Below are 23,548 nucleotides of genomic sequence, written 5' to 3'. Positions count from 1 at the left end.
GCTCAAGTCGACGCTGCTGATAGAACCAATCAACAATCTCACCATCCGGTGCGTAACCGCTGACTGTATTGCGCAACAATTGCCTTACCTTTGAATAATCATCTTGCTCAATGGCTAAAAGTAGCTCTGCTAATCTGGACTTCAATACCTCCCAAGGCAAATGATCCTCGTTGGCACTCATAATCATTGGATGCTGAGTGGCGACAACGTTATCTCCGATCAACAACTCCTCGTAAAGCTTCTCGCCCGGACGCAGACCTGTAAATTCAACGGCAATATCACCATGTGGATTCCTTTCAGAGCGAACGCTCAACCCCGACAAGTGAATCATCTTCTCGGCCAGCTCGATGATTTTTACCGGTTCGCCCATGTCCAGCACAAACACATCCCCTCCCTGCCCCATGGAGCCGGCCTGGATCACCAGTTGGGCCGCCTCAGGGATAGTCATAAAGTAACGAGTGATCTTCGGATGGGTGACCGTTAATGGCCCACCGGATTTTATTTGTTTGTGAAATAACGGGATCACCGATCCGGAAGAGCCCAGCACATTTCCGAAACGTACCATGGTAAAGCGGGTCTTGTTCACATGAGAAACATTGGCAGTTTCGCCGTACAACACCGGAGCCACTTCACGACTGAGCGCCTGCAGCGTCATTTCGGCGAGGCGCTTGGTGCTTCCCATTACATTCGTCGGACGCACCGCCTTGTCAGTCGAAATAAGCACAAAGTTCGCCACATTTGCCCGCAGAGAGGCTTGTGCAGCACTCAATGTCCCCATCACATTATTCAGAACACCTTCAGCAATATTGTGTTCAACCATAGGTACATGCTTGTAGGCTGCCGCATGGTATACGGTGTCTACATGCCAGGTTTTCATAACATCCAGGAGTTTTTCTTGATCGCGGACAGACCCCAGAATAGGCAATAACTTTACAGACAATGACTCACGCACAATCCGTTGTTCGAGCTCTTGCAAAATACTGTAAAGATTGAACTCACTGTGTTCATAAAGCAGCAGCATTGTGGGTTGTAGTGTGAGAATTTGACGGCAAAGCTCCGACCCGATTGAACCGCCCGCCCCGGTTATAAGAACCGACTGTTCCTTGATGCAATGTTCAAGCAAGTCATCCTGAGGCGGTACCGAGTCACGGCCTAACAAGTCAGCAATATCAACTTCCTGGATATCATCAACTTTTACCCGCCCACTGGCCAGATCCATAAAGCCAGGTACGCTTTGTACATGGAGGGCAAATCCCCCCAGAAAATCCAATATTTCCCGGCGCCGCCCGCGATTCGCGGAAGGAATGGCGAGAAGAATCTGCTGAGCGCCGGTCACGTCAATCATCTGCTGGATGTGCTTGGGCTTATAGACATGCAAGCCTGAGATCACACGATCGGCAATGCTGCCATCGTCATCAATAAATGCGACCGGCCGCATGAGTCTCCCCATACGTAGCGCAGCAACCAATTGATTGCCGGCTGCGCCTGCACCATAAATGGCAACCTTCGGCAGTCCATCTTCTCGGCTGGTGAAAGGAACATGTTGCGCAGCCGTAAACCAGTCACCTAGAAAATACTGGCGCATCGCGAGGCGTAGCCCCCCGATCATGACCATGCTCAACCACCAATAATTAAATATAACCGAGCGAGGAACGAACGTCTGGTGGTTACTGCTCCAGTAAACAATCAGGGCAAGAATTAATGAAGACAGACTGACGGCCTTGATAATCGCAATCAGTGCATCGTTTCCAAAATAGCGCATTACCGCACGATACATACCAAAACGTACAAACAGTGGAATTGCGACGATTGTGGCGCTCAAAAATAACCATAAGTACTCTGTAAAGGGATTGATCAGTTCGTCAATACCCAAACGAACGACAAAGGCCATCCAAAGAGCGAGCCAGACGAGAAAAATGTCGGTCACCACCTGGAAGGCCCGTTTCTGCCGTCGCGTTAACCCTAGTAAGAAGGCTCTCAACTTATCCATAACACCTTGAAACACCTCTGTTACTCCTAAAATGCATCTGGCGCCACGATGAGTGATTCCAAAAAGCTCCCTTACGGAGAAGTCCTTTTGACCGGCCCGTAAGTCAAATCCTTCTGCATTAGAAACAAAAGACGGACCCTACCATTTGCTTAGCTGATTACTCTCCGGTCGCCAACTGCATAACGGTTCTGAGGACCGCACATGTTTTGTCCATTTCAGATTGTGTCAATGTGGGATGCACGAGAAACATCATGCTTGTTTCACCGAGTTCCTGCGCCACCGGCAAGCGCTTTGCCGGACGCCAGCCTGTATCCTCAAAAGCCTTCTCCAGATAGACCTCGGAGCAAGAACCAGAAAATACTGGAACTTCCCGTGCCAAAATCTCCGCCAGAATACGATCCCGATCCCAGCCCGGTTTAAGTTGCAGGGGTTCGACAAACACATAGCACTTATAAGCCGCGTGAACACTGCCTTCAGGCATCGACGGCACGCGCAACCCCTTCAATTGACGAGCACAGTCCCATATCTGCCCGGCATTGGCCAGACGAAGCATATGCCAATGGGTCATACGCTGGAGTTGAATCCGACCGATTACGGCCTGAACCTCAAGCATTCTCCAGTTGGTTCCGAAGCTTTCGTGCAACCAGCGGAAACCCGGCGGATGCTCACGTTCGTAGACAGCTTCCCAGCTCTTGCCATGATCTTTGAACGACCACATGTCCGACCACAACTTACGATCGTTCGTTGTAACCATTCCGCCTTCACCACCTGTAGTCATGATCTTGTCCTGACAGAAAGACCAGGCTGCGACATGACCGATCGACCCCACTGGGCGCCCCTTGTAGCTAGCTCCGTGAGCTTGAGCACAATCTTCGATCACTTTAAGATCAAATTCTTCCGCCAGAGCCATGATCAGATCCATATCACAAGGCCAACCAGCCAGATGCACACAGATTACCGCTCGGGTGCGAGGACTCAGCACCGCACGGATAGTCTCAGCGCTAAAGTTCTGCGAGTCGCGATCAACTTCAGCGAAAACCGGAACTGCTCCGGCATTGACGATACTCGAAACAGAAGCAAGAAAAGTACGCGGAGTAACAATCACCTCATCGCCAGCACCAATACCCAAGCCCTTCAAGGCAAGGTCCAGCGCAACCGTTCCGTTGGCAAGCCCGATAGCAAATTCGGTGCCTGCCCATGCAGCGAATTCCTTTTCGAATTCGCGCCCCTCTGTACCGGTCCAGTAATTGACCTTATTGGACAGAATCACATCACGTACAGCATTGGCCTCTTCTTCAGTAAAAGAAGGCCAAGGAGAAAATGGTGAATTCAACACAACCAGTACCTGTCAGTTTTCATCAGAAAATATGAAGGACTTATCAACAAGCCCTTGTTGCAATACGCTCAACACAGCAGAAGTGGCGTCAGTGTTTCAAGAACGGCCCAATATTTTGGCCGGCACTCCGGCGAATGTAACCTGGTCCGGCACGTCTGTAACAACTACGGCTCCGGCTCCAATCATAACCTGCGAACCGATACTCACAAGCTGTCGCACGCTGGCACCGATACCCACCCAGCTTAAATCCTGCACAGATACGCCACCGGCGAGCCGTGCGCCGGGGCTGATATGCACGCACGATCCCAATAGACAATCGTGATCAACACTACAACCCGTATTGAGAATAGCGCCACTACCAACGTTGGCATAAGCATTTACCACTACCCCGGCAAACACAACCGATCCCTCACCGAGAGTGGCATACCGGCTAAAGGTTGAATCAGGATGCAGCAGAGAAACCAGCGTAGCGCCTATCGCCTTGAGCTGATCAAGTTTTGCCTGACGGACTTGATTATTACCAATGGCCACCACCACACCGTCATACTCATGCAAAACAGCTAAAAGTGCCGCAGTGTCACCAACAACATTCCAGGCACCATTTCGGAGCAAGCCAGGCCAGGCGTCATCAAAGAACTCAATGGTTTCCCATCCACAGCATTCAGCCGTATCCGCAACGACTTTGCCATGGCCGCTCGCACCTAGAACGGCAAGTCGGCTCATGGCTTGGTGCCTGTGAACTTCGATGCCGTAACCTCGCCTTCAGCACTGATGCCGTCGCGTACCAGAACCTTTTTGATCGTCAGAAAGATCACCTTCACGTCCAACCAGAAAGACTGATTGTCCACATACCAAACGTCCAGTTTAAACTTTTCTTCCCATTCAAGCGCATTCCGCCCATTGATCTGCGCCCAACCGGTCACTCCCGGACGAACGTTGTGGCGACGATATTGCTCGGGACTGTAGAGAGGTAGGTATTCCATCAATAATGGTCGTGGTCCTACCAGACTCATATCCCCCTTGACCACGTTCCATAATTCCGGCAATTCATCCAGGCTACTGGAACGTAAAAAGCTGCCAAAGGGCGTCATGCGCTCAGAGTCCGGCAAAGGGTTACCCATTGCATCATGGGCATCCCTCATCGTACGGAACTTGATCATTTCGAATGGCTTCCCGTTCCGACCTGGACGTATTTGACGAAATAGAACAGGCGATCCCAATTTTTTGCGGATGTTCCAGGCAACTATTGCGATGATCGGTGCAAGCAAGATTAAGCCGAGCACCGATGCGAACAGATCAAAACCGCGCTTTATCATCTGGCCACACCCTCCAGCCAATCGACAAATCGATCTGCCAACTTGCGTCGGTCAAACTCCCGAGCCGCTAACTCCCGACCTCGCGAACCTTTTGCCTTCAGCTCTTCACGAGCATCTGCCGCCTGAATCAACGCATCTGCGAAAAGCACAGCATTATCGGGAGGTACGACAAAACCGCAATTTTCTCTGGAAATCATCTCGGCAAGCCAACCCGGGTAGTTATTTAAAACGGGTAGTCCCGAAGCGATGTAGTCGAAAAACTTGTTAGGCGATGTCCCGTAGTAGAAGGCCGGTACATTTGCCAATATTTGCAACCCCAGATCCGCGCTAGCCATCAAACCAGAAAGCTTGGCTTTATTCACCGGTTCATGAAATATCACATTGTCCAGATGTTCTTCAGCAGCACGCTGTTGGAGCGCGGGCTTGAGTTTACCCTGCCCAATCAAAACCAACCGAATGTCATCGCGATTGCGAAGCTTCAACTCTCGTGCAGCATCGAGTACCGCGTCTAGCTTGTTTGCCACCCCATGAGTGCCGGCAAAGACCGCCATCAAATGATCTTTATCCACTCCAGCAGGCAACCATGGCTCACTAGGGGCGTTGAAAATATCAAGGTCACAGCCATTAGGAATCATTGTAATTCGCCCACGCGCCACGCCCCGATGCGCAATACCATCAACAATGCCTGGCGACAACCCGATGAGCCTGTGAGCCGAGCGATAGCTCGCCCATTCCAGGAAAGACATGGCAGAAAGAATCATCGGATTACGAATGACACCCATTGCCTTGGGCAGCTCAGGCCAGAGATCGCGGACCTCAAAGATAAACGGCTTATTGCGAAACCAGCGAGCAAAAATACCGGGGATGCCCGCAGTCAATGGCGTCGTGGTCGCAAAAACAAGATCGTAACGCTCGGTTAGCGCAAGGCTAATACTGCGTAGCGCAAACTTCAAAAAACTGAGTGCTCGAACGAATAGGCCGTCGCTGTTGGAGTACGCCAAATCAAATTCTATGATTTCGATACCATCGACTATGCCTTTACGTCTTCCACCAACAAAAGGGCTATCCAGTCCAGTCTGACCACCACCATAGCTGCCACAAACCATGGTTACCTGATGTCCTCTGGCGACCAGACGACGGGCCATCTCATAGGACCTGATACCGGTCGCTCCTTTCGGAGTAGAAAAATGCTGATGAAAATAAAGAACTTTCATGTCTACCAGTGATACTCCGTAGTCAAAACGCCAGCCGAAGCCACCTCAACCTCAAGCACCGGCACTTCAGTTTTTTGTAAGTAGTAACGAGATTCCCAACCCTGGACCAGTTCCCGTCGCACGACAGGCATACTGCCCACAATAGACAACCGATGCGAACCATTGGTCAGAACGTCGCCCTCGATCCGCCAGTCCCCAGGCTGCAAGCGCCAACGTAGAACGGCGCGATCTTTAAATCCGCTGACTTCATCCCTGACCTGCATACCTGTATCGGTCAGACTGACATGACGCGTATGACGGCAACCTTTGCCGTCGATATACGTAGCACCACAGGAGCTAAGTTCAGGCCGATCAACCAGACTTTCGACTTGACGCGCACGCAACCAATCCCCAAACAGAAATCGACTGAGTCTAGGCATCTGGTCTCGCCCATCGAATTGAACTGTGTTGTGGCTGGCGGTTCCGGGGAAATAACTCAACCACTGCGCCGAGGTGTTGTAGCTATATGTACCTGCATCCCGGAGCAAGTTAAGACCTGCACGCCATAGATCCACATGCAGAGCATCTGCCTGACTGGGCCGAAAACGGAAACGCGGATAACGTAATACAGCCATTGCCTGTTCACGCCGTAAGAGTGCATAACCGCCATAATCAAATAGTTGACTACTTGGACGCTCCGCTACCGTCGATGGGGCAGTCAGCTGTAACCAGCGCAGTGGCAAATCCCATTCACCTGCCGCCTCATAGGCCCTCTTCCTGGCAAACAATGCCATGGACAACTGAACGGCTGGCCTAAAATCACGGTAGTCCGTATCTGTAAGGGGTAACAGTCGAGCCCCATCATTTGCGCCAATATTCGGAGCATCTCCAGAATGCTCGTCAACTAACGAAAATAACCAATTCGCGGCTGTCTTGGCTCTGAGTTGAAATGTAGTGGAGAACGCAGGGAGTCCGAGTTTGCTTCTCCAGACTTCGACCATGGAAAACGTATCGAGCATCACCCGATGATAGTTGACTGAGTATTGACTAAAACTGCCGTCTCGTTCAATCAAGCGAGCCGCGCGATTTTCAAGCCACTTCCGACCCAAACGCTGCCAATGCTCCCCGCCAGGACTGCCGCACAGCGTCAACCAGCTACCACCGACAAACAGTGCCGCAGCCTCAGAAGTGCCGTGGTTATTGTCTTGCGCCATCGCATAGCTCAGAGTCGGCTCAATACGCTTTAGATGCAGCCTAATCAGATCGACAAGTCCCGGCAATGGGTTAGCAAACTGTTCAAGAATTACTGAACTCATAGCCAAATGCAGTACACGAATGGAAGCCTCCTGACCGCACTTCCAATTCGGACCGCAATAAGGGGGGTTATTTGCACACCAATCCGCCAACCACTCGTTTAAATGCATCGTCCCTAAGGAGTCGCCAACACAGGACTTCTGGGCGAAGACCAACACCCAGTCGAAGCGCGATGCTTCCCAGATATTCTTGATATCTCCGACAGCCGCATCAAAATCAGGAATACGCCACCATTCCCGCTCGGCCTCAGGCACTCGAACCCCATTCAGGGGATTCAAATGCCAATCAGGGGGCGCATCAGTAACTGGGCATTCCCAGAATCCGAAATATCGGACCTGGGTATCCCATTGGGATGCACACGCCAGTGAGCCGGCCTGTCTTGTACTCTCTGCGAAAAAGGAACCTTGTGGAATTTCAGCTTTAAGGCGCCTGACCGGATTCAAACCAGTCTTGACCCCCAGCCGATAAGTCAATGCGCGACCCAAGTTACCAAAACCGAGAGCTATAGCCGTTTTGGCTTTCACAAGAAGAAGACTCATTGCTCACGCAAAATCCGTGCAACTTCGATACTCACCCGCGCCACTTCGAATATTTCATCGGAGGTAATCGGTGTAACGCCCCCGTTTTCCACGGCAGCAAGAAAAGCGGCAGCACATTCACTCTGCCCTTTGTTCTGTTTCCACAGATTAAGCTTGCTAAAACCAGGCCAGCCGAAACCTTTCAACTTACGGAAATTATCCAGTTGCAGGACGCGTCCCGCCGTAAAGACTTCAACTCGTTCTTTTGGAAAGCTGGCGGCGCCATTAGCCAAATAATGAATGGTGCCGAAAGAGCCATCCTCAAATCCCAGGGTAATCGCCGCTTTATCTTCCGTGATTGCAACAGCAGGTGTATTACCCATTCTACGGGCTTGGATCGAAACAATTTTGCTGCCGGCCAAAAAACGCATCAGATCAATGAAATGGCAGGCTTCGCCAATAATGCGCCCACCGCCCACCGACGTGTCTTGAGTCCAGTGATTCGCGGGAATCGCTCCGGCATTCATTGTCATGATGAAGGATTTAGGCTCTTTTACTGCAGCGAGCAATGCCTTAATCTTTTGTACCTGGGGCGAAAAGCGCCGATTGAAACCAACCATCAAATGAGGCTTGAGCCCCCGTTCGACAGCTTTTCGATAGACATCTTCAATTGTCGCCAATTCTTGGGGCTCAATTGCCAATGGCTTCTCAACGAAGATATGTTTACCAGCCTCAAGCGCCTGAGCAACAAAACGGGCGTGGCTGTCATGACGAGTGACAATTGCAACAGTATTGATCGCACTATCGCCAAGCATTGCACTGATATCAGTAGAAGCCTCTGCAAAACCGGCCTTGCTGCCATGTATGACACCGTTGATACCGCCCGCAGTGACAATGGTATGGAACTGCGCACCCGCAGCCTTGAATGCCGGTATCAGCATTCTTGACGCATAGTTTCCGGCACCGATGAAGCCAACTACAGGTTTGACCGGATCGAAACTAGCTATCGCACCCGGTGTCAATACGACTTTTTTGATATTCCGCTCGGCGTCACTTGATGTGTATTGAAGAATGATACCCAACGCCGAGTTATCAGTAGTGAGCGTCTGATAGGCATCCGCCGCATCTTCAAAGGCGAACCGATGGGAGATCAACGAATTGACCTCCAATTGGCCGCTGGCAAGCATGTCCAGAACGGCTTCAAAGTTACGTTGTTCAGTCCAGCGAACAAAGCCTATCGGGAAGTCATGCCCCTGATCTTCGTAACTAGGGTCATATCGCCCAGGGCCGTAAGAACATGAAACCTGGAATGACAGTTCCTTTTCATAAAAGTCAGCCCGATTCAGCTCAAGCCCTGTCACACCCACCAGAACAATGCGTCCACGCTTACGACACATATGTGCAGCCTGGGTGACGGGGTCGGACGACTTGGTAGAAGCGGTAATGATGACACCATCAACCCCTCTTCCGCGGCTGAATGTCATACCCGCCGATACAACATCTTCCCCCTTGCCTGGGTTGCAGGTTTCGGCGCCATAGTTACGGGCCAAAGCTAGCTTCTGTTCATCAAAGTCAATGGCAAGTACACGACAGCCTTGGGCACGCAGGAGCTGAACCGTCATCAGCCCGATCAGCCCAACGCCGGTCACCACAAAGGTTTCCCCCAGCGTCGGCTGAGCCAGCCGAATCCCCTGCAAGCCGATACTGGCCAGGACGGTAAACGATGCTGCTTCGTCGCTGACCGATTCTGGAACTACAGCACAGAGATTCTTGGGTACGATAACAATATCGGCATGAGGACCATTGGAAACAACTCGGTCCCCGGGCTTGAAGCCCGACACGTTACTGCCAACTGCGGCGACAACACCCACATTGCAGTATCCGAGCGGCAAAGGCTGAGCAAGCTTCGAGCGGACGGCCTCTACAGTTGTCGCCAAACCATCGGTCTGGACCTTCTGCAGTACCATGCGAACCTTATCTGGTTGCTGACGAGCTTTTTCAAACCAGTTAGCCCGGCCAAACCCTACGAGCATGCGCTCCGTGCCGGCAGAAATCAGCGTATTGGTCGTATTGATCTGTAGAGCGCCACTACGAACGGCAGGAGCCGGCGCATTAACCAATGACGTTTCACCGCTAGCCATGTTCTGAACAACCTGCTTCATGCATTCACACCAATAAAGTTAAAAATTCACTCATCACTGAGAAACTTGTGTCTAGCCATCTAGCTTACCATTGGATGACACAACAGTATTTGCGTTGGAACATTGCGCACCTCTCCTACCAAGCGGATCTTGCTTCAAGACCTCGTCAAGGCCCCCACCGGATGCCGCGTATAGAGCGCACGATTGTGCCGTAACCGGAAAAAAGCTGTAGCTGCTTTCACCCAGGCATGCGCCCACCGCTTCAACCATCGAGTGCGAAATCGCCGTCCAGATACTGTTTGCACCACAGCTCCATGCAGACGATGCCAAACAACGTATAAGCCGCGTCAATACGACCGGACCGATCAGCCTTGATCAGGTCCGCAACCGCTTGCGGGTCGAAAATCCCTCTCTTCAGCAGAGACGCAGGAGAAAGCACCTCATCAACTAAGGGTTTCAGGCGTCCTTGCAACCAGTTGCGAAGCGGTACGCCGAAGCCCGTTTTTGGGCGGTAGATAATATCGTGAGGGAGGTAGGGTTCCATCGCTTTCTTGAAAATCCACTTCCCCTCTCGACCTTTTTGTTTGATATCCGAAGGCAACGAACCCGCCAGACGTACAAGATCCAGATCCAGCAACGGAACACGAACTTCAACTCCCGCGGCCATACCCATCTTATCGGTGTAGTTGAGATTGTGATCAGTGAGAAAATGCTTACACTCCAAGGTGAGCATTTTATCAAGCGGCGTCGCGTCAGAAGGCAGGTGCGAGAGTGTTTCCCGCATAGGGGAAAATAGATCGTCCGCCGCCAATTGACGTCGTAAGTCAAACGCTAATAGTCTGTAAGCCTGATCAGGTTCAAGCCAGAGAAAATAACTGATCAAGCGATCGTCAGCAGGTAAGTCCGCGTAGCGAAAAGCCTTCCCGAGACGACGAGACAGCGGAGAGGACGCCGGAAGTAAGCTTGAGCTACTGGCCAGTACCGAACGAAGCGGTCGAGGCATACCCGCCCACCAACGCTCCTGAGCCAAAGCGAAATGACGACGATAGCCTGTAAAAATGTCATCTCCCCCTGCGCCGGAAAGAAGGACCTTGATGCCATTCTGGCTGGCCAGTTCCGAGATGAACAAAGCGTTCAACGCGGCCGGGTCCGGCGTAGGCTCATCAAGTAGATAAACCATCTCAGGCAGGCGATCCATCATCTCGTCACCGACGCCTACAACATGCAAATCGACATCAAGATGCTTGGCCACGCGCTGTGCGTAGGGAAGGTCATCGGCGAACCCCTCATTAGCAGTAGATCCGTTGTCAACACGAATACTGAAGCACTGCAACCGCCCTTTGTCCCGCATCTCTTGTGCTGCAAAGGCAACTATTGCACTGGAGTCCAAGCCGCCTGACAAAAATGAACCCAACGGGACATCGGACACTAACTGGCGCTCGACGGCAGTCTTGACCGCATCAGCGACATCAATAGCGACTTCACTGACTGATTTTGTCAGGGGCTTCTCTGAAATAGGCAACTCGTAGTAAAACCAACTCTTCTCGATGCGCCCATTACGTACGCACAGAGCCTGCCCAGGTAAAACTTTTTTGATATCCCGCACAATGGTTCGCTCGCCGGGAGACCACAGAAAACCAAGATGCGCGAGCACGGCTTGCGGATCAATTTCAGTTTTACTGAAGCCACCTCGGATCAAGCCTTTCATTTCACTTGAAAATGCAAAACAACCATCATTGGAATGGATATAAAGTGGCTTGACGCCGAGTTGATCTCGAGCTACCCAAAGTGTTTGAGTGTCACGTTCCCAGAAAACAACTGCGAAAATCCCGTTCAAACGAGTTAAACACTCAATGCCATAACGACAGAACAGCGCAAGCAACACCTCAGAATCAGACTGGCTTGTAAAGTGATCCCCCGCAGCCTCAAGATGAGCCCTCAGTTCTCGAAAATTATAAATTTCGCCGTTAAACACCATGACCACTCGCCCATCGGCAGAGACCATAGGTTGATGTCCGGCAGAAGTCGTATCAAGAATCGAAAGACGCACCTGTCCAAGCCATACACCAACATCGGTATCGGCCCAAACGCCCTGATCATCAGGGCCGCGACGTCGAATGAACGAGAGAGCCGAAGAGAAATCAATCGACTCCCGCGTTCCGTTATGAATGTATCCCAAAATTCCGCACATACCAGTTTCTCTAGATTGGGTTATTAACAGGCTCTTGGCGCTTTGAGCTCAATAATAAAAAAGGAAGCCATATAGACGCTATGAGAAGGGCCACCGAAGCCAGCTCTCCCCGAAAAAGGTGAAGCATGGAGGCGACGGCTAATGCATAAATACCCAACGCTCTATCACTTTGAGGGTTATAGACAACGGCGCCGTAGAGCCGTCCCCATATAAGTCCGAGAAAAAAGCCGCCGAACAACACGCCCAGGACGCCAAAATTCATGTAAAGCTCACCAAAAATACCTGGTGGCAGCGTCGTCCCTTCCATGAGCCACTTATTAGGCCAAAAAGCTCCCGTAAATATACCTGCCGCGGTGAGCGGCTTATTCGGAAAAAGCCCCGAAGGTATCAAAATCAATACAAGCATCAGCAGCGTCGTTCCGTTTTGCCACTCGAGCCCATGCGGCATTGCATCTATCAACACAGTCATTGTCTGTAATTGCATAAGATTTCCCGTGAACTGCGTCGCCAGAAAATGAACAAATGAAAGGAAGACGCCTTGATCCTCATTAATAAAAAAGAATCTGCCCGTGGCCAGAAACTCTTGCTTCAGCAAATGGTAAGCCATCAAGGACACAAACATCACAAACCCAAGCACAGCGCCTTTTACAAGGCTGACCCGCTTGACCCGGTAATGCCGAACTATAATGAGTGAAAGTACAATAATAAAAATCGTTGACTTTTGTCCTTGAAGGGCGCAGACAAACAACCCTCCCAAGAAATACAGCCAAAAACAAAAGCGCTCGGAAAGTGATTTCTTTTCGTCACGTGTCAGACGTATAAACCATGCCAGCGAGACAGAAAGCAGCAAGTTTTGTAGAAGAAACAGACCATTCAAACCTGCGAACGCTCTTATTCTGTCACTGGCTCCTTGGAGCAATCCTGAAACACCTCCGAGGATGACGAGAATCGTCACAAATGCCAACAGTGATGCCAGAGTAAACACTAATGACCTTTGAGAAAAAATCCTCGGACTTACTATGTACCGAACCTTGACAGGAATAGTCAGGAGAGTCTTCCTACCCAAATAACAACCGATCAAAACAAATGCGAGCGCTCCGCCGTACAACAGAAGCGCGTCATCAATCGAAGTACTTTTATCGGAAAAACTAAATTCCCAAAACTGACTAAAGCCATCAAACCCCATGATAAATGGATAGAGAGGAACAATGACACCCGCGAACCAAATCACCAAAAAGAAAAAACCAGCACTGAAACAATCAAAACCGGCTCTCCTGACTGGTGACAGCACGCGAACTCCCTCCAAATAATTTTCTTTCAAAATAATCCCCTCCCGGATTATAAATCAGCGAGGCGGATTCTCACCGCAGTTAGAAGCAGCGCTACTGATAAAAGCGCACCGACTGCATACGCCAAAACTCCAGCCCAACCACCCAGGCCTGGAATACCCAAGTAGAGGATTATCAGAACGAGCACACCTTCAATAACATTGACCTTCAGACTCAAACCGAAAACACGTAACGCAACCAGCATCGTGCCGCAAGCGAGAGCGATGGCTTTCAGCGGAAGCGTCAGCGCCAATACAATGACATACATGGCAGTCAGCTTATAAACGCCGCCGATGAGTAACAGCCAGGCTGATGATGCCAAAATCAATAACAAAGCAACTGCAGATGATACCTTGAGCATACTTTTTGAGAATGCCCTGTATCTCTCACGCAAATCACTTTTATGATTGAGCACTTCAACCAAATCAGGAAGAGCTCTTTGCGCAATGATCGCCAACGGCAGTAGACCTAGGACAAGGCTCAATATCGCTATACCGAAAAAACCTATGTCCTCGGTTCTTATATGAAAGGCAGTCAACATAAGAACCGGCAGGCTATCCACTAACAAACGAACGAAGAGGCTGGCATTGATGGTCAGCCCAGAGGTAGCAGTCGACATCACTTCCCGCCCATCCACTTGGCGAAAATCAAGGGCTGGTAAAATATAGGCTCTGAGCTTCCACCAAACAGCAGCAAGACAAAAGAACTCACCAAGATAACGAGCGATCATCCAGCCTTTGACGCCATACAACTTTGTTAACACAACATGCAAAACAACGCCAACTACAGTAACCAGCATCAATGCAAAATAGATCTCGCCTATTGCTTTTGCCCCTTGAGCAAACCCCGTAGTGACGCGAAGCAGATTAGTGAGCAATACCAATCCGCACGTAGTGAACACGTACGAACTAATCGCGGAGGTGAGCACGAATTTATGGGCTACGTATATCCCGACAATAACCACACCAGAAGTTATTCCAACCAATAAAAAAACCTGTCGGAGCACATCACTCTGGCGAGAAAGGCCACTGCTCGCAGCTGTATCGCGGATGGCGATACTTTGCATACCCAAGCTACCTGCCAACACGACAAGTGCAATAACTGTTTCTAAGGAGCGTACGACCCCGACGACTGAAGGATCTACCCAAGGCGTGATCAAAAACTGGCTTATTATTACGCCACCTTGAATACAAGCCGTAATAACAAAGAGCTGCAATAGCCTCGAATTCTCGAAGAGGCTGATCAGACGAGCTAACACGCAGCACCACCATTAACCTTGATAAATATTTTCAACGAAGCTCACCCCTACTTTGCCGGCGACAAGGAATCCAAAACACTTTTTAGCGCTGCACGACGGGCTGCGATTGAATAGTTTGAGGAAATCCATTGATGTCTGGCTTGCGCTTCCCCATCAGCAATCGGGGTCGCAACAACCGCCTCCATGGCCGCCGCAATTTCATCCTGGCTGTCTGGCTGAACCCAATAAGCGAAGTCACCTGCAACTTCTGGCACCGCACCGCGTGGCGAAGTTATGACCCGAGCCCCACAGGCCAGCGCCTCACCTATCGCATGCCCGAAACCTTCGTAAAGAGTTGGCTGAACGTAGGCCAGACAGTTCCGGTAATGGTGAAGCTTTTCTTCGTCGGAAATCATCCCGACAAACTCCACCTTGTCTTCTACGTCAAGCAGTTGCGTGAGTTTTTTTAATTCCTGAAGATAGTCACCATGTTTACCAGCAACGACCAACCGAAGATGTTTTGCGTTAGCTGAAACCTTTGCAAACGCCTCTATCGTCGGAATTAGACCTTTACGAATGGCATTTGTGCGGCTTGTCCAAGTTACTGTAAAAAAATAATCTGATTCTAGCGACGGATGTTCACCGGGAGAGTAGTAATCTGTATCGATGGCCAACGTCGCATAAACCGGGTTTCTAACCGGCAAATTAGATGTAACCTCGTCGCACTCTGACCTTGAAATAAAAAGATTTCTATCAGCCAGTAACAAAGAGGTTCGTAACACTGCCTTCTGCCACAATGGACGATCCAAGTAACACAGCCCTGGAATCTCCTTCCGACAGGTGGAGTAATCAAAAGCTCCAGTTACAATAACCGGCCGGCGACGTAGCTTTCCCGCGAGTAAAGGAAGTGGTGAATGCCCCCACCACCAGCAAAAATAGAGATCTGCTTTCCAATCTAATGTACCAGGTGTTCCAGACAGAACAACCTCGTGCCCAAGCTCTTTAAGAATCCGAATATCGACTCGATAGAACTCAACTTTATCAAACATCTCCCGCCAATTAGCGTGAGCGGACATATTAGCAAAAAAACATATACGCACAGTGCACCAAACCCGTTACCAGACACTAATTTTTAATGCGAGCCTTTTTGTTTATACATTGAAAGCAATGTATCATGTAAACTAGGCACATCAATTGCTCCTACCACATCAAAGAGTTTGGACGGACTACCGTAAAGCTCTTTAACTTCATCATTTCTGACAAAGGCGGGATCAACTATTATTTTTGGCCGATAACCTGCAATAAGCTCCATCTCATCAATTACACTTAACAAGGAAATGCTCCGACCTGAGCAAATATTTATAAATTCACCACACTGATCAGCCATCAAAAGTCTTGAATATGCCTCGATAACAAATCTCACATCAGAAAGGTCGCGAGAAACATCCAGATTGCCTAATCTGATTTCCTTTTCCCCACGAGCAAATGCGCCCACTATCTTGGAAAAGACGAATGACTCCGATTGACCAGGTCCAGTGTAGTTGAAGGGTCGAACAACCAATATAGGAAAACGGGGAAACCACTTACGTACAAGAGCCTCCATCGCCAGTTTACTCAGTGCATAATGATTAACTGGCAGTGGTTCCGCCGCCTCTGAAATGGGTGACGAGATCGCATTCCCATAAATATTTGCACTACTTGCAATAATGATTTTTTCAACAGCTATCCCAGCCTCCTTAATAGCATTAAGAAGGCTTTCCGTACCCAGAACATTGACTCGATAATATGATAATGAATCACTGCTTGTCACATGTGCTAAGGCAGCCAAATGGATAACATGGGTAGGTTGAACCCGTTTTATCCAACCGCTAAGCCTGTCAGTTTCATTCAGGTCCGCGTCCAGATGATCAAACTCACAAACTTGCCGTTGCCCCCCTAGGCCGGCGACCCGCCAGCCAGCCTCGGTGAGACTTTCCGCCAGATGCTTTCCAGTGAAACCTGAGAGCCCTGTGATTAAAACTATTCGAGCGTTACTTTGAGGTACCATTACGAGCCCTTCTTAAGTCAGCTTCAACCATTAACTGGCACAACTGCTCCAATGTGGTTTCTGGTTTCCAGCCTAGCCGCTCTTTTGCAAATGACGCATCACCAATCAACAACTCTACTTCGGCAGGTCGATAGAAGCGTGGATTGACTTTAACTCTGGTAACGCCGGTTCGACGATCAACGCCGAATTCTTCCGCACCGCTTTCACGCCAATCGATATCAACCCCAACCGCTTTAAAACTCATAGCAACAAAATCACGAACTGTTTCAGTACGATTTGTGGCTAGCACAAATGTTTCTGGAGTATCGATTTGCAACATCCGATACATACCATCCACATATTCCTTAGCGAAGCCCCAGTCTCGCTTGGCATCCATATTCCCAAGCTCTAAAACCTGCTGAGTACCAATTTCGATACACGCTACTGCATCGGTAATTTTTCGAGTAACAAACTCTTTGCCACGCAGTGGGGACTCATGATTAAACAAGATGCCACTAGTGGCAAAAATATCATACGATTCGCGATAGTTAATTGTTGTCCAATGAGCAAACAACTTGGCAACGCCATAAGGGCTACGTGGATAGAAAGGCGTGCTCTCTGACTGGGGGACAGCCTGTACTAATCCAAACATCTCTGAAGTAGAAGCCTGATAGTAACGAATTTTTGGGTTTACAATTCGTATAGCCTCAAGCAGATTAAGCGCACCGACCCCAGTAATCTGCGCCGTCGTAATAGGCTGATCGAAAGAAACACCTACAAAGCTTTGAGCTGCTAGATTATAAACCTCATCCGGCATGCAATTCTGAATTAAACGAATAGTTCCGGAGAGGTCGGTCAAATCAAATTCGACGAGGTGAAGATTGTCATGCCCAAGAACACCAAGTTCTTCCAGCCGCCAGAAACTTACAGAACTGGTCCGACGATACGCCCCATAAACTTTATAACCCTTAGACAAAAGCAACTCGACAAGGTAAGCCCCGTCCTGACCTGTAACACCGGTAACCAGCGCATTCTTCTGCATTTGAACAGCCCCTAAAAATTTAAACCTTAAACACGCCCATAAGTGTCATCAAATCGAACAATATCATCCTCACCCAAATATGTTCCTGACTGCACCTCTATAATCTCAAGAGGAATGGTCCCAGGATTGGAAAGACGATGAACATGGCCAATTGGAATATAAGTACTCTGGTTTTCGTTCAACTGAAAAACCCGATCTTCACAGGTGACCTCCGCCGTGCCAGAAACGACAATCCAATGCTCTGCACGATGATAATGCTTTTGCAAACTCAACGTTGCTTTTGGCTTCACCAATATCCGCTTCACCTGAAAACGCGAGCCAGAATCTATACTGTCATACCAACCCCAAGGTCGATGAACACGACGATGGACTTTTGATTCTGGCCTGCCCTTGATATTCAAAGCCTCGACGATAGCTTTGACGCCCTGACTCCGATCCTTGTCAGCAACCAGTACGGCATCGGGAGTTTCTACGATGACAATATTCTCAAGCCCCACGGCTGTTACTAACCGATGGGAGGCATACACCAATGTATTGGTGCTGGAGTCAATTATCACATCGCCATGAGTGGCGTTTTGTTTTTCATCCTTTTCACTTGAACGCCAAACTGCATCCCATGCGCCCAAGTCAGACCAGCCGGCATCCATTGTCAGCATCTTTAACGTAAGGCCCGCCTTCGGCGTTTTCGTACATTGTTCGATTACGGCATAGTCAATTGACTCTGACGGTATCAGGGAAAACGCGTCTACTTGAGGTCGAATAAAGCCATTATCTTGAACTCGGCTCGACCAAGCAGTTTCAGTGGCAGAGAAAATATCTTCCCTGAAGCTTTTCAATGCCTTTAACCAAACTGACGCACGCAGGACAAAAATACCGCTATTCCAAAAATAGCTTCCGTCTTTTAAGTATTTTTCCGCAGTTAACCGCTCTGGCTTTTCAACAAAGGCATCAACCCTTTTTACGTCAGAAGGGTCCTCTGAGTGGATATAACCATAACCTGTTTCTGGGCGATCGGGTTTAATCCCCAAGATCACGATGCTGCCATCTTTCGCAACATCGACAGCTTTACTGATCGTATCAGTAAAGACTTGAATATCGAGGATCATCTGGTCAGCGGGAACGACAATCAGGACAGGATCAGCCTCTTGCCCCAACTCATCCCGTGCATAGAGCGCCGCCAACGTAAGTGCGGGGGCCGTATTGCGTCCTATCGGTTCAAGAATGACAGCCGCTTGAGAAACATTCATTTCCCGAATCTGGTCTAGACACAAAAAGCGATGCTCGTCATTGGCAACGATGCATGGGGCCAGCAAATCGAAGCCTTGACCGCCGATATTCAAAAGCCTGCCAATAGCCTGTTGAAATAACGTCTCCCTCCCAGAAATTGCCAGAAACTGTTTCGGGTAAAGAGTTCTGCTAAGTGGCCAGAGTCGCGTCCCCACTCCCCCAGACATAATAACGGGTAAGATTTTCATACGAGCCAGATCCCGCGTGTATCAACAATCTGACGCCCTCGCAAGATTGATGAAGGGATACCTTTGAATGGCTTGTGATCCACTAACAACAACAAGACATCCGCTCGAGAAAACGCGTCTTCTATTGTGCATAACTCAACGTTTGATAGTGTCACCGGCAGAGAATCGATATTCGGTTCTACTACAATCACCTTCCCTGCGTGACGATTTGAGATGGTTTTTGTGATTTCCAGGGATGGACTTTCACGCAGGTCGTCGATATCAGGTTTGAATGCGAGACCAAAACAGGCAATAACAATGTCTTTTTCAGACTTCTCGGGATGACTAAATAGATGATCAGCCACCGCAGCATCTACTTTTTCAATAACCCACGATGGTTTTGAGTCATTGACTTCACGCGCAGTTTTGATCAGTCGTGCCTGACCATCTGCCTGACTGACGATGAACCAAGGGTCGACAGCAATGCAATGCCCACCTACGCCAGGTCCCGGCTGCAGAATATTGACGCGGGGATGTCTGTTGGCAAGTCTGATAAGCTCCCATACATCAACATCAAATTTGTCACATATCATCGACAACTCATTCGCGAACGCGATGTTTACATCGCGAAAGCTGTTTTCAGTCAACTTGCACATTTCCGCAGTTCGGGCATTGGTGATAATACACTCACCCTCCACAAACAATTTGTACAGCCGCGTCGCCGCTTCAGAGCACCTAGGTGTCATCCCGCCAATGACACGATCGTTTTGTACCAACTCACGCAACACATGACCTGGAAGTACGCGCTCAGGACAGTGCGCTACACGAATGTCCGATGCCTCGCCGTGAGTCTGTGGAAACGTCAAGTCTGGACGCGCTTCTGCCAGCCATAACGCCATCTTCTCGGTCGCACCGACGGGTGAAGTGGACTCGAGTATAACCAAATCACCCTTTTTAAGTACTGGCGCAATAGACTTGCTTGCAGACTCAATGTAAGACAGATCAGGAGCATGGTCATCTTTGAAAGGGGTAGGTACGGCGATCAAAAATGCATCCGCCGGCTCGGGTCGGGTACTGGCACGTAGATACCCTTCAGTGACAGCAGCATGCACGACTATATCCAAATCGGGCTCAACAATATGAATCTGCCCACAGTTAATGGTATCGACGGTCTTTTGATTAACATCAACACCGATAACTTTTAGCTTTCGCGCAGCAAAAACCGCTGCGGTAGGCAAGCCGATATAACCCAAACCAATTACAGAAATAGTGGAAAAACTCATAGCTGAACCTTACTTTTTAAAAGTGGCAAGAACGTTAACAATGCGCATACAGGCGTTACCATCGCCATAAGGATTATGAGCAAAGCTCATTTCCTCATAAGCCTTTTGATCGAGTAGAAGTTCACGTAAATTATGAGTTATCTTCTCTTCTTGTGTCCCCACCAATCTAACCGTACCCGCCTCGACAGCCTCTGGCCGCTCAGTAGTGTCGCGCATCACCAAGACCGGTTTGCCCAAAGAAGGCGCCTCTTCCTGCACACCACCGGAATCTGTAAGAATCAAGTACGCACGATTCATCAAATACACAAAAGGGAGATAGTCTAATGGCTCTATGAGATGAATATTTTTAATTCCCGCCAACAAGCGATTGACCGGCTCACGCACATTTGGATTTAGATGGACAGGGTAGACAATTTCGACATCATCAAATTCGTGGGCAATCGAAACCAATGAACTACATATTCTTTCAAATCCATCACCAAAGCTTTCACGTCGATGCCCCGTAACAAGAATAACGCGACGCTGACTGGGTAAAAATTTAAACTGCTCAGAAAACTTATTCTTTAGTAAATCATTGGACTCAAGCTTCTGTACGACCTCGAGCAGAGCGTCAATTACAGTATTTCCTGTCACATGAATTGTGTCCGACGCCACGCCCTCGCGAAGCAGATTCTGCTCCGATCCTTCGGTCGGGGCAAAATGAAGACACGCCAATGCACCTGTCAGCTTTCGATTGGCCTCTTCCGGCCAAGGGGAGTATAAATTCCCAGTACGAAGCCCGGCTTCGATATGAGCCACGGGAATTTGCTTATAGTATGCAGCCAGCGTAGTCGCAAACGTAGTCGCAGTATCACCATGAACCAATATGATATCCGGTTGATAACTAAGAAATACCTCCTTCATTCCTTGAAGAATACAAGTCGTCACATCGGTAAGATCCTGACCTGACTTCATAATATTAAGATCGAAGTCAGGCTCAAGCTCAAACAACTCTAGCACTTGGTCTAGCATTTCACGGTGCTGACCCGTGACACAGATTTTAGCGTCAAAACGCTCGTCTGCATTCAACGCCAAAGCTAGCGGAGCCATTTTTATAGCTTCCGGTCGCGTGCCGAAAACACTCAAGATCTTTAAAGTCATTAGATTACCAATGATTCCATATCATTATTTAGTCAGAGAATCGGCCCGAAAACTAGCAACACTGCCGTGCTGCTGCCTGATCTGCCGATTACACGTTGGCGGACTCTCGCCGCTCCAAACAGCAACCGTTTCGGTCTGGCAGCATAACATCAACAAGCGCGCGGACATAACGCCGTAGCTTGGCCAACCATTTTTCCAAGCCGACTCCCGCCTTTTTTACCTCACCACCGGCGGCCCAGCCACTGAAAAAACAGCGACAGCAGAAAGAAACCAAAAAACCGGCTACTTGAGTGCCGTGTCATTCACATCCGTCTCAATTTGCCAAAGCCATCGCCCAAAGGGCTTCACAATTCAAGTAACGTCATCAAATCCAAGGGCCTGGCGCCCTCCAAATCATCTCCCGCCCCCTCAACACCGACTATCAGCGATACACATGACGTGGCAAGCGTGCGCTGCTGCGAGATATTTTGATCAACGGGCTAAACACCCCGCTAACAATACAAACGGTCGTTCAATCTCTTACGACTCAAGCGCCTCAGCTTTACACCGCCTACCAGCCATCGCTTTCTTGCTGGTTTTATACAAACCAAGCACACCAATATCGACCAACATGTTAAAAAAAAGACAGCCTAAAGCTAAAAAAAAGCAAAAAAAAAAGGCACAGCCCCCCCTTTTTCGGCGCTCAAGTATCAAAAATTTCAGCTTGAGAACAATCCGCATATCAAAAGAGGAACCATACCCACATCAAAAATCCGCAATAAGTGCATCGCTACGCAGTCATACTAAAAAACTAATGACCTCGACCAAACAAGTAGCTTACCAAGACATAGCCAGCACCAACTATCAATCCGAATAGAAGCCCCAACACCATCACCAACGACTTCAAAGGCTTCACTGGCGTTTCAGGCTGCTCAACAGCACCGTCCATTCGATAGACCGCAATGTCTGCTGCCCTAATCTCGACGCCTTTGTAAAACTCATACTTCCCTTGCATTTCGCGTAAGCTAGCAATGAATGGGTCGTCTGACTTCCGAGACTCCAGATTTTCAATCTCAGCCTTTAATGCTTTGGTTCCGCGCATATAGATATGCGAACCATCCATGCTACCCGCAATTTCAACAGTAGGACTTCCGGTAATAACTGGAGGTTTTTCAATTCCAATGGCTTCCGCGACTTGCAGAGCTTCACGCAGTTTTACAATAGAATCCTCACGTGTTTTTTGACTATTTTCACGTGATGCTTTTATTTGCTGTTCTAGATTTCGAGCCCATACTTCGGCCTCTCGCGACACGTTTGATATCAGCTCCTGCTTAGCCAACTCACTCGCTCGAGAAATATAAAGTTTTACCCACTCTACCGCCTCAGCAGGGTTATTGTTTTGCACCACCACAGAATAACGATCAGGAAGATCTTTACCAGGCAGCGAAACCGACAACTTCTTTGAAAAATCACCATATATAACATCTTGAGGTTTTTGGCGCTCAGACTCGCTTAGCGATGGCAAATAAACGTTACTAAAAAAATCTTGACGGAGCGACTCCGCCAGCAAAGCCCCAACAAAAAACCCATATACATCCTTCACTGTATAAGGATTAAGCTCAGAGTCTTTCGTGCGACCATAGTTAATGTTCGCTATGTCATTTTGCGTCGGAGGTACCACATACCCTCTAGCCTCGTACTCCGGCTTGCTTAAATAAGCATAAGCAGCGGCACACAACAACGAAATTAGCATTACAACAAGTATCAGAATCTTTCTACTCCAGAGAGCCTGAAAGAGCTCCTGAATATCAACCTCTTCGTTTTTTTGGCTCCCTATGTGCTCGCCCAGCATACGTACCAACCCCTCTCATATCAATAACGGCGTCGCTTCTTTAAGTATCGACGAATGCTTTTCGAATGATAAAGATCACTCGCAAAACCTATGCTAGCAGCGACTCGTACAAACTGCATCCTTATATAAAGTATTTCCAGACGAAACGAATTAGGGAAGGTCTGAAGTACCCACCGTTTTTTTGATACTCCAACCATTTGGAGTTCAA

The 23,548-nt window shown here is 49.1% G+C and carries 17 protein-coding genes; all 17 read right to left on the bottom strand.

Features of this window, described 5'->3' with window-relative positions; all coding sequences use genetic code 11:
- A partial coding sequence (locus V5E99_RS29860; protein WP_499806071.1) for a polysaccharide biosynthesis protein occupies positions 1-1,990 on the bottom strand: 1,990 nt, incomplete at its 3' end.
- Positions 1,991-2,147: 157 nt separating this feature from the next.
- A complete protein-coding gene (locus V5E99_RS29855; RefSeq protein ID WP_499806070.1) occupies positions 2,148-3,326 on the bottom strand; it encodes a DegT/DnrJ/EryC1/StrS family aminotransferase in 1,179 nt (392 codons plus the stop codon).
- Positions 3,327-3,422: 96 nt separating this feature from the next.
- Complete coding sequence (locus tag V5E99_RS29850) at positions 3,423-4,049, bottom strand: acetyltransferase (RefSeq protein WP_499806069.1); 627 nt, start codon at positions 4,047-4,049, stop codon at positions 3,423-3,425.
- A complete protein-coding gene (locus V5E99_RS29845; RefSeq protein WP_499806068.1) occupies positions 4,046-4,642 on the bottom strand; it encodes a sugar transferase in 597 nt (198 codons plus the stop codon). Before V5E99_RS29845 ends, V5E99_RS29850 begins: the two co-directional genes overlap by 4 nt.
- A complete protein-coding gene (locus tag V5E99_RS29840) occupies positions 4,639-5,856 on the bottom strand; it encodes a glycosyltransferase family 4 protein (RefSeq protein WP_499806067.1) in 1,218 nt (405 codons plus the stop codon). Before V5E99_RS29840 ends, V5E99_RS29845 begins: the two co-directional genes overlap by 4 nt.
- 2 nt (positions 5,857-5,858) lie before the next feature.
- Positions 5,859-7,688, bottom strand: coding sequence for a heparinase II/III family protein (locus V5E99_RS29835; protein ID WP_499806066.1), 1,830 nt, complete (start codon positions 7,686-7,688; stop codon positions 5,859-5,861).
- A complete protein-coding gene (locus tag V5E99_RS29830; protein ID WP_499806065.1) occupies positions 7,685-9,829 on the bottom strand; it encodes a bi-domain-containing oxidoreductase in 2,145 nt (714 codons plus the stop codon). Before V5E99_RS29830 ends, V5E99_RS29835 begins: the two co-directional genes overlap by 4 nt.
- A 241-nt stretch (positions 9,830-10,070) precedes the next feature.
- Positions 10,071-11,999, bottom strand: a complete 1,929-nt coding sequence (asnB, locus tag V5E99_RS29825; protein WP_499806063.1) for an asparagine synthase (glutamine-hydrolyzing) — start codon at positions 11,997-11,999, stop codon at positions 10,071-10,073.
- Between the two features lie 10 nt (positions 12,000-12,009).
- Positions 12,010-13,320: an O-antigen polymerase gene (locus V5E99_RS29820; protein ID WP_499806062.1), complete on the bottom strand. Its 1,311-nt coding sequence runs from the start codon at positions 13,318-13,320 to the stop codon at positions 12,010-12,012.
- Between the two features lie 17 nt (positions 13,321-13,337).
- Positions 13,338-14,585: a lipopolysaccharide biosynthesis protein gene (locus V5E99_RS29815; protein WP_499806061.1), complete on the bottom strand. Its 1,248-nt coding sequence runs from the start codon at positions 14,583-14,585 to the stop codon at positions 13,338-13,340.
- A gap of 47 nt (positions 14,586-14,632) precedes the next feature.
- Positions 14,633-15,613: a glycosyltransferase family 4 protein gene (locus tag V5E99_RS29810; protein ID WP_499806060.1), complete on the bottom strand. Its 981-nt coding sequence runs from the start codon at positions 15,611-15,613 to the stop codon at positions 14,633-14,635.
- 83 nt (positions 15,614-15,696) lie between these two features.
- Positions 15,697-16,611 carry a GDP-mannose 4,6-dehydratase gene (locus tag V5E99_RS29805; RefSeq protein WP_499806059.1) on the bottom strand — a complete coding sequence of 305 codons (915 nt, stop codon included), beginning with the start codon at positions 16,609-16,611 and terminating at the stop codon, positions 15,697-15,699.
- A complete protein-coding gene (gene gmd / locus V5E99_RS29800; protein ID WP_499806058.1) occupies positions 16,595-17,632 on the bottom strand; it encodes a GDP-mannose 4,6-dehydratase in 1,038 nt (345 codons plus the stop codon). The genes V5E99_RS29805 and gmd overlap by 17 nt, the downstream gene beginning before the upstream one ends.
- Positions 17,633-17,658: 26 nt before the next feature.
- Complete coding sequence (locus V5E99_RS29795; RefSeq protein WP_499806057.1) at positions 17,659-19,107, bottom strand: mannose-1-phosphate guanylyltransferase/mannose-6-phosphate isomerase; 1,449 nt, start codon at positions 19,105-19,107, stop codon at positions 17,659-17,661.
- Positions 19,104-20,369 carry a UDP-N-acetyl-D-mannosamine dehydrogenase gene (wecC, locus tag V5E99_RS29790; protein WP_499806056.1) on the bottom strand — a complete coding sequence of 422 codons (1,266 nt, stop codon included), beginning with the start codon at positions 20,367-20,369 and terminating at the stop codon, positions 19,104-19,106. The genes V5E99_RS29795 and wecC overlap by 4 nt, the downstream gene beginning before the upstream one ends.
- A 9-nt stretch (positions 20,370-20,378) precedes the next feature.
- Positions 20,379-21,509: a non-hydrolyzing UDP-N-acetylglucosamine 2-epimerase gene (gene wecB, locus V5E99_RS29785; RefSeq protein ID WP_499806055.1), complete on the bottom strand. Its 1,131-nt coding sequence runs from the start codon at positions 21,507-21,509 to the stop codon at positions 20,379-20,381.
- Between the two features lie 790 nt (positions 21,510-22,299).
- Positions 22,300-23,340 (bottom strand): LPS O-antigen chain length determinant protein WzzB, encoded by a 1,041-nt coding sequence (locus tag V5E99_RS29780; RefSeq protein ID WP_499806054.1) that lies wholly within the window; start codon positions 23,338-23,340, stop codon positions 22,300-22,302.
- Positions 23,341-23,548: the final 208 nt, after the last annotated feature.

The sequence above is a fragment of the Janthinobacterium sp. LPB2021202312-11-4 genome, from assembly GCF_037049705.1.
GTDB lineage: Bacteria > Pseudomonadota > Gammaproteobacteria > Pseudomonadales > Pseudomonadaceae > Aquipseudomonas.
Note: the sequence above shows the minus strand (reverse complement) of the source record. Positions and strands in the feature narration are given on the sequence as shown.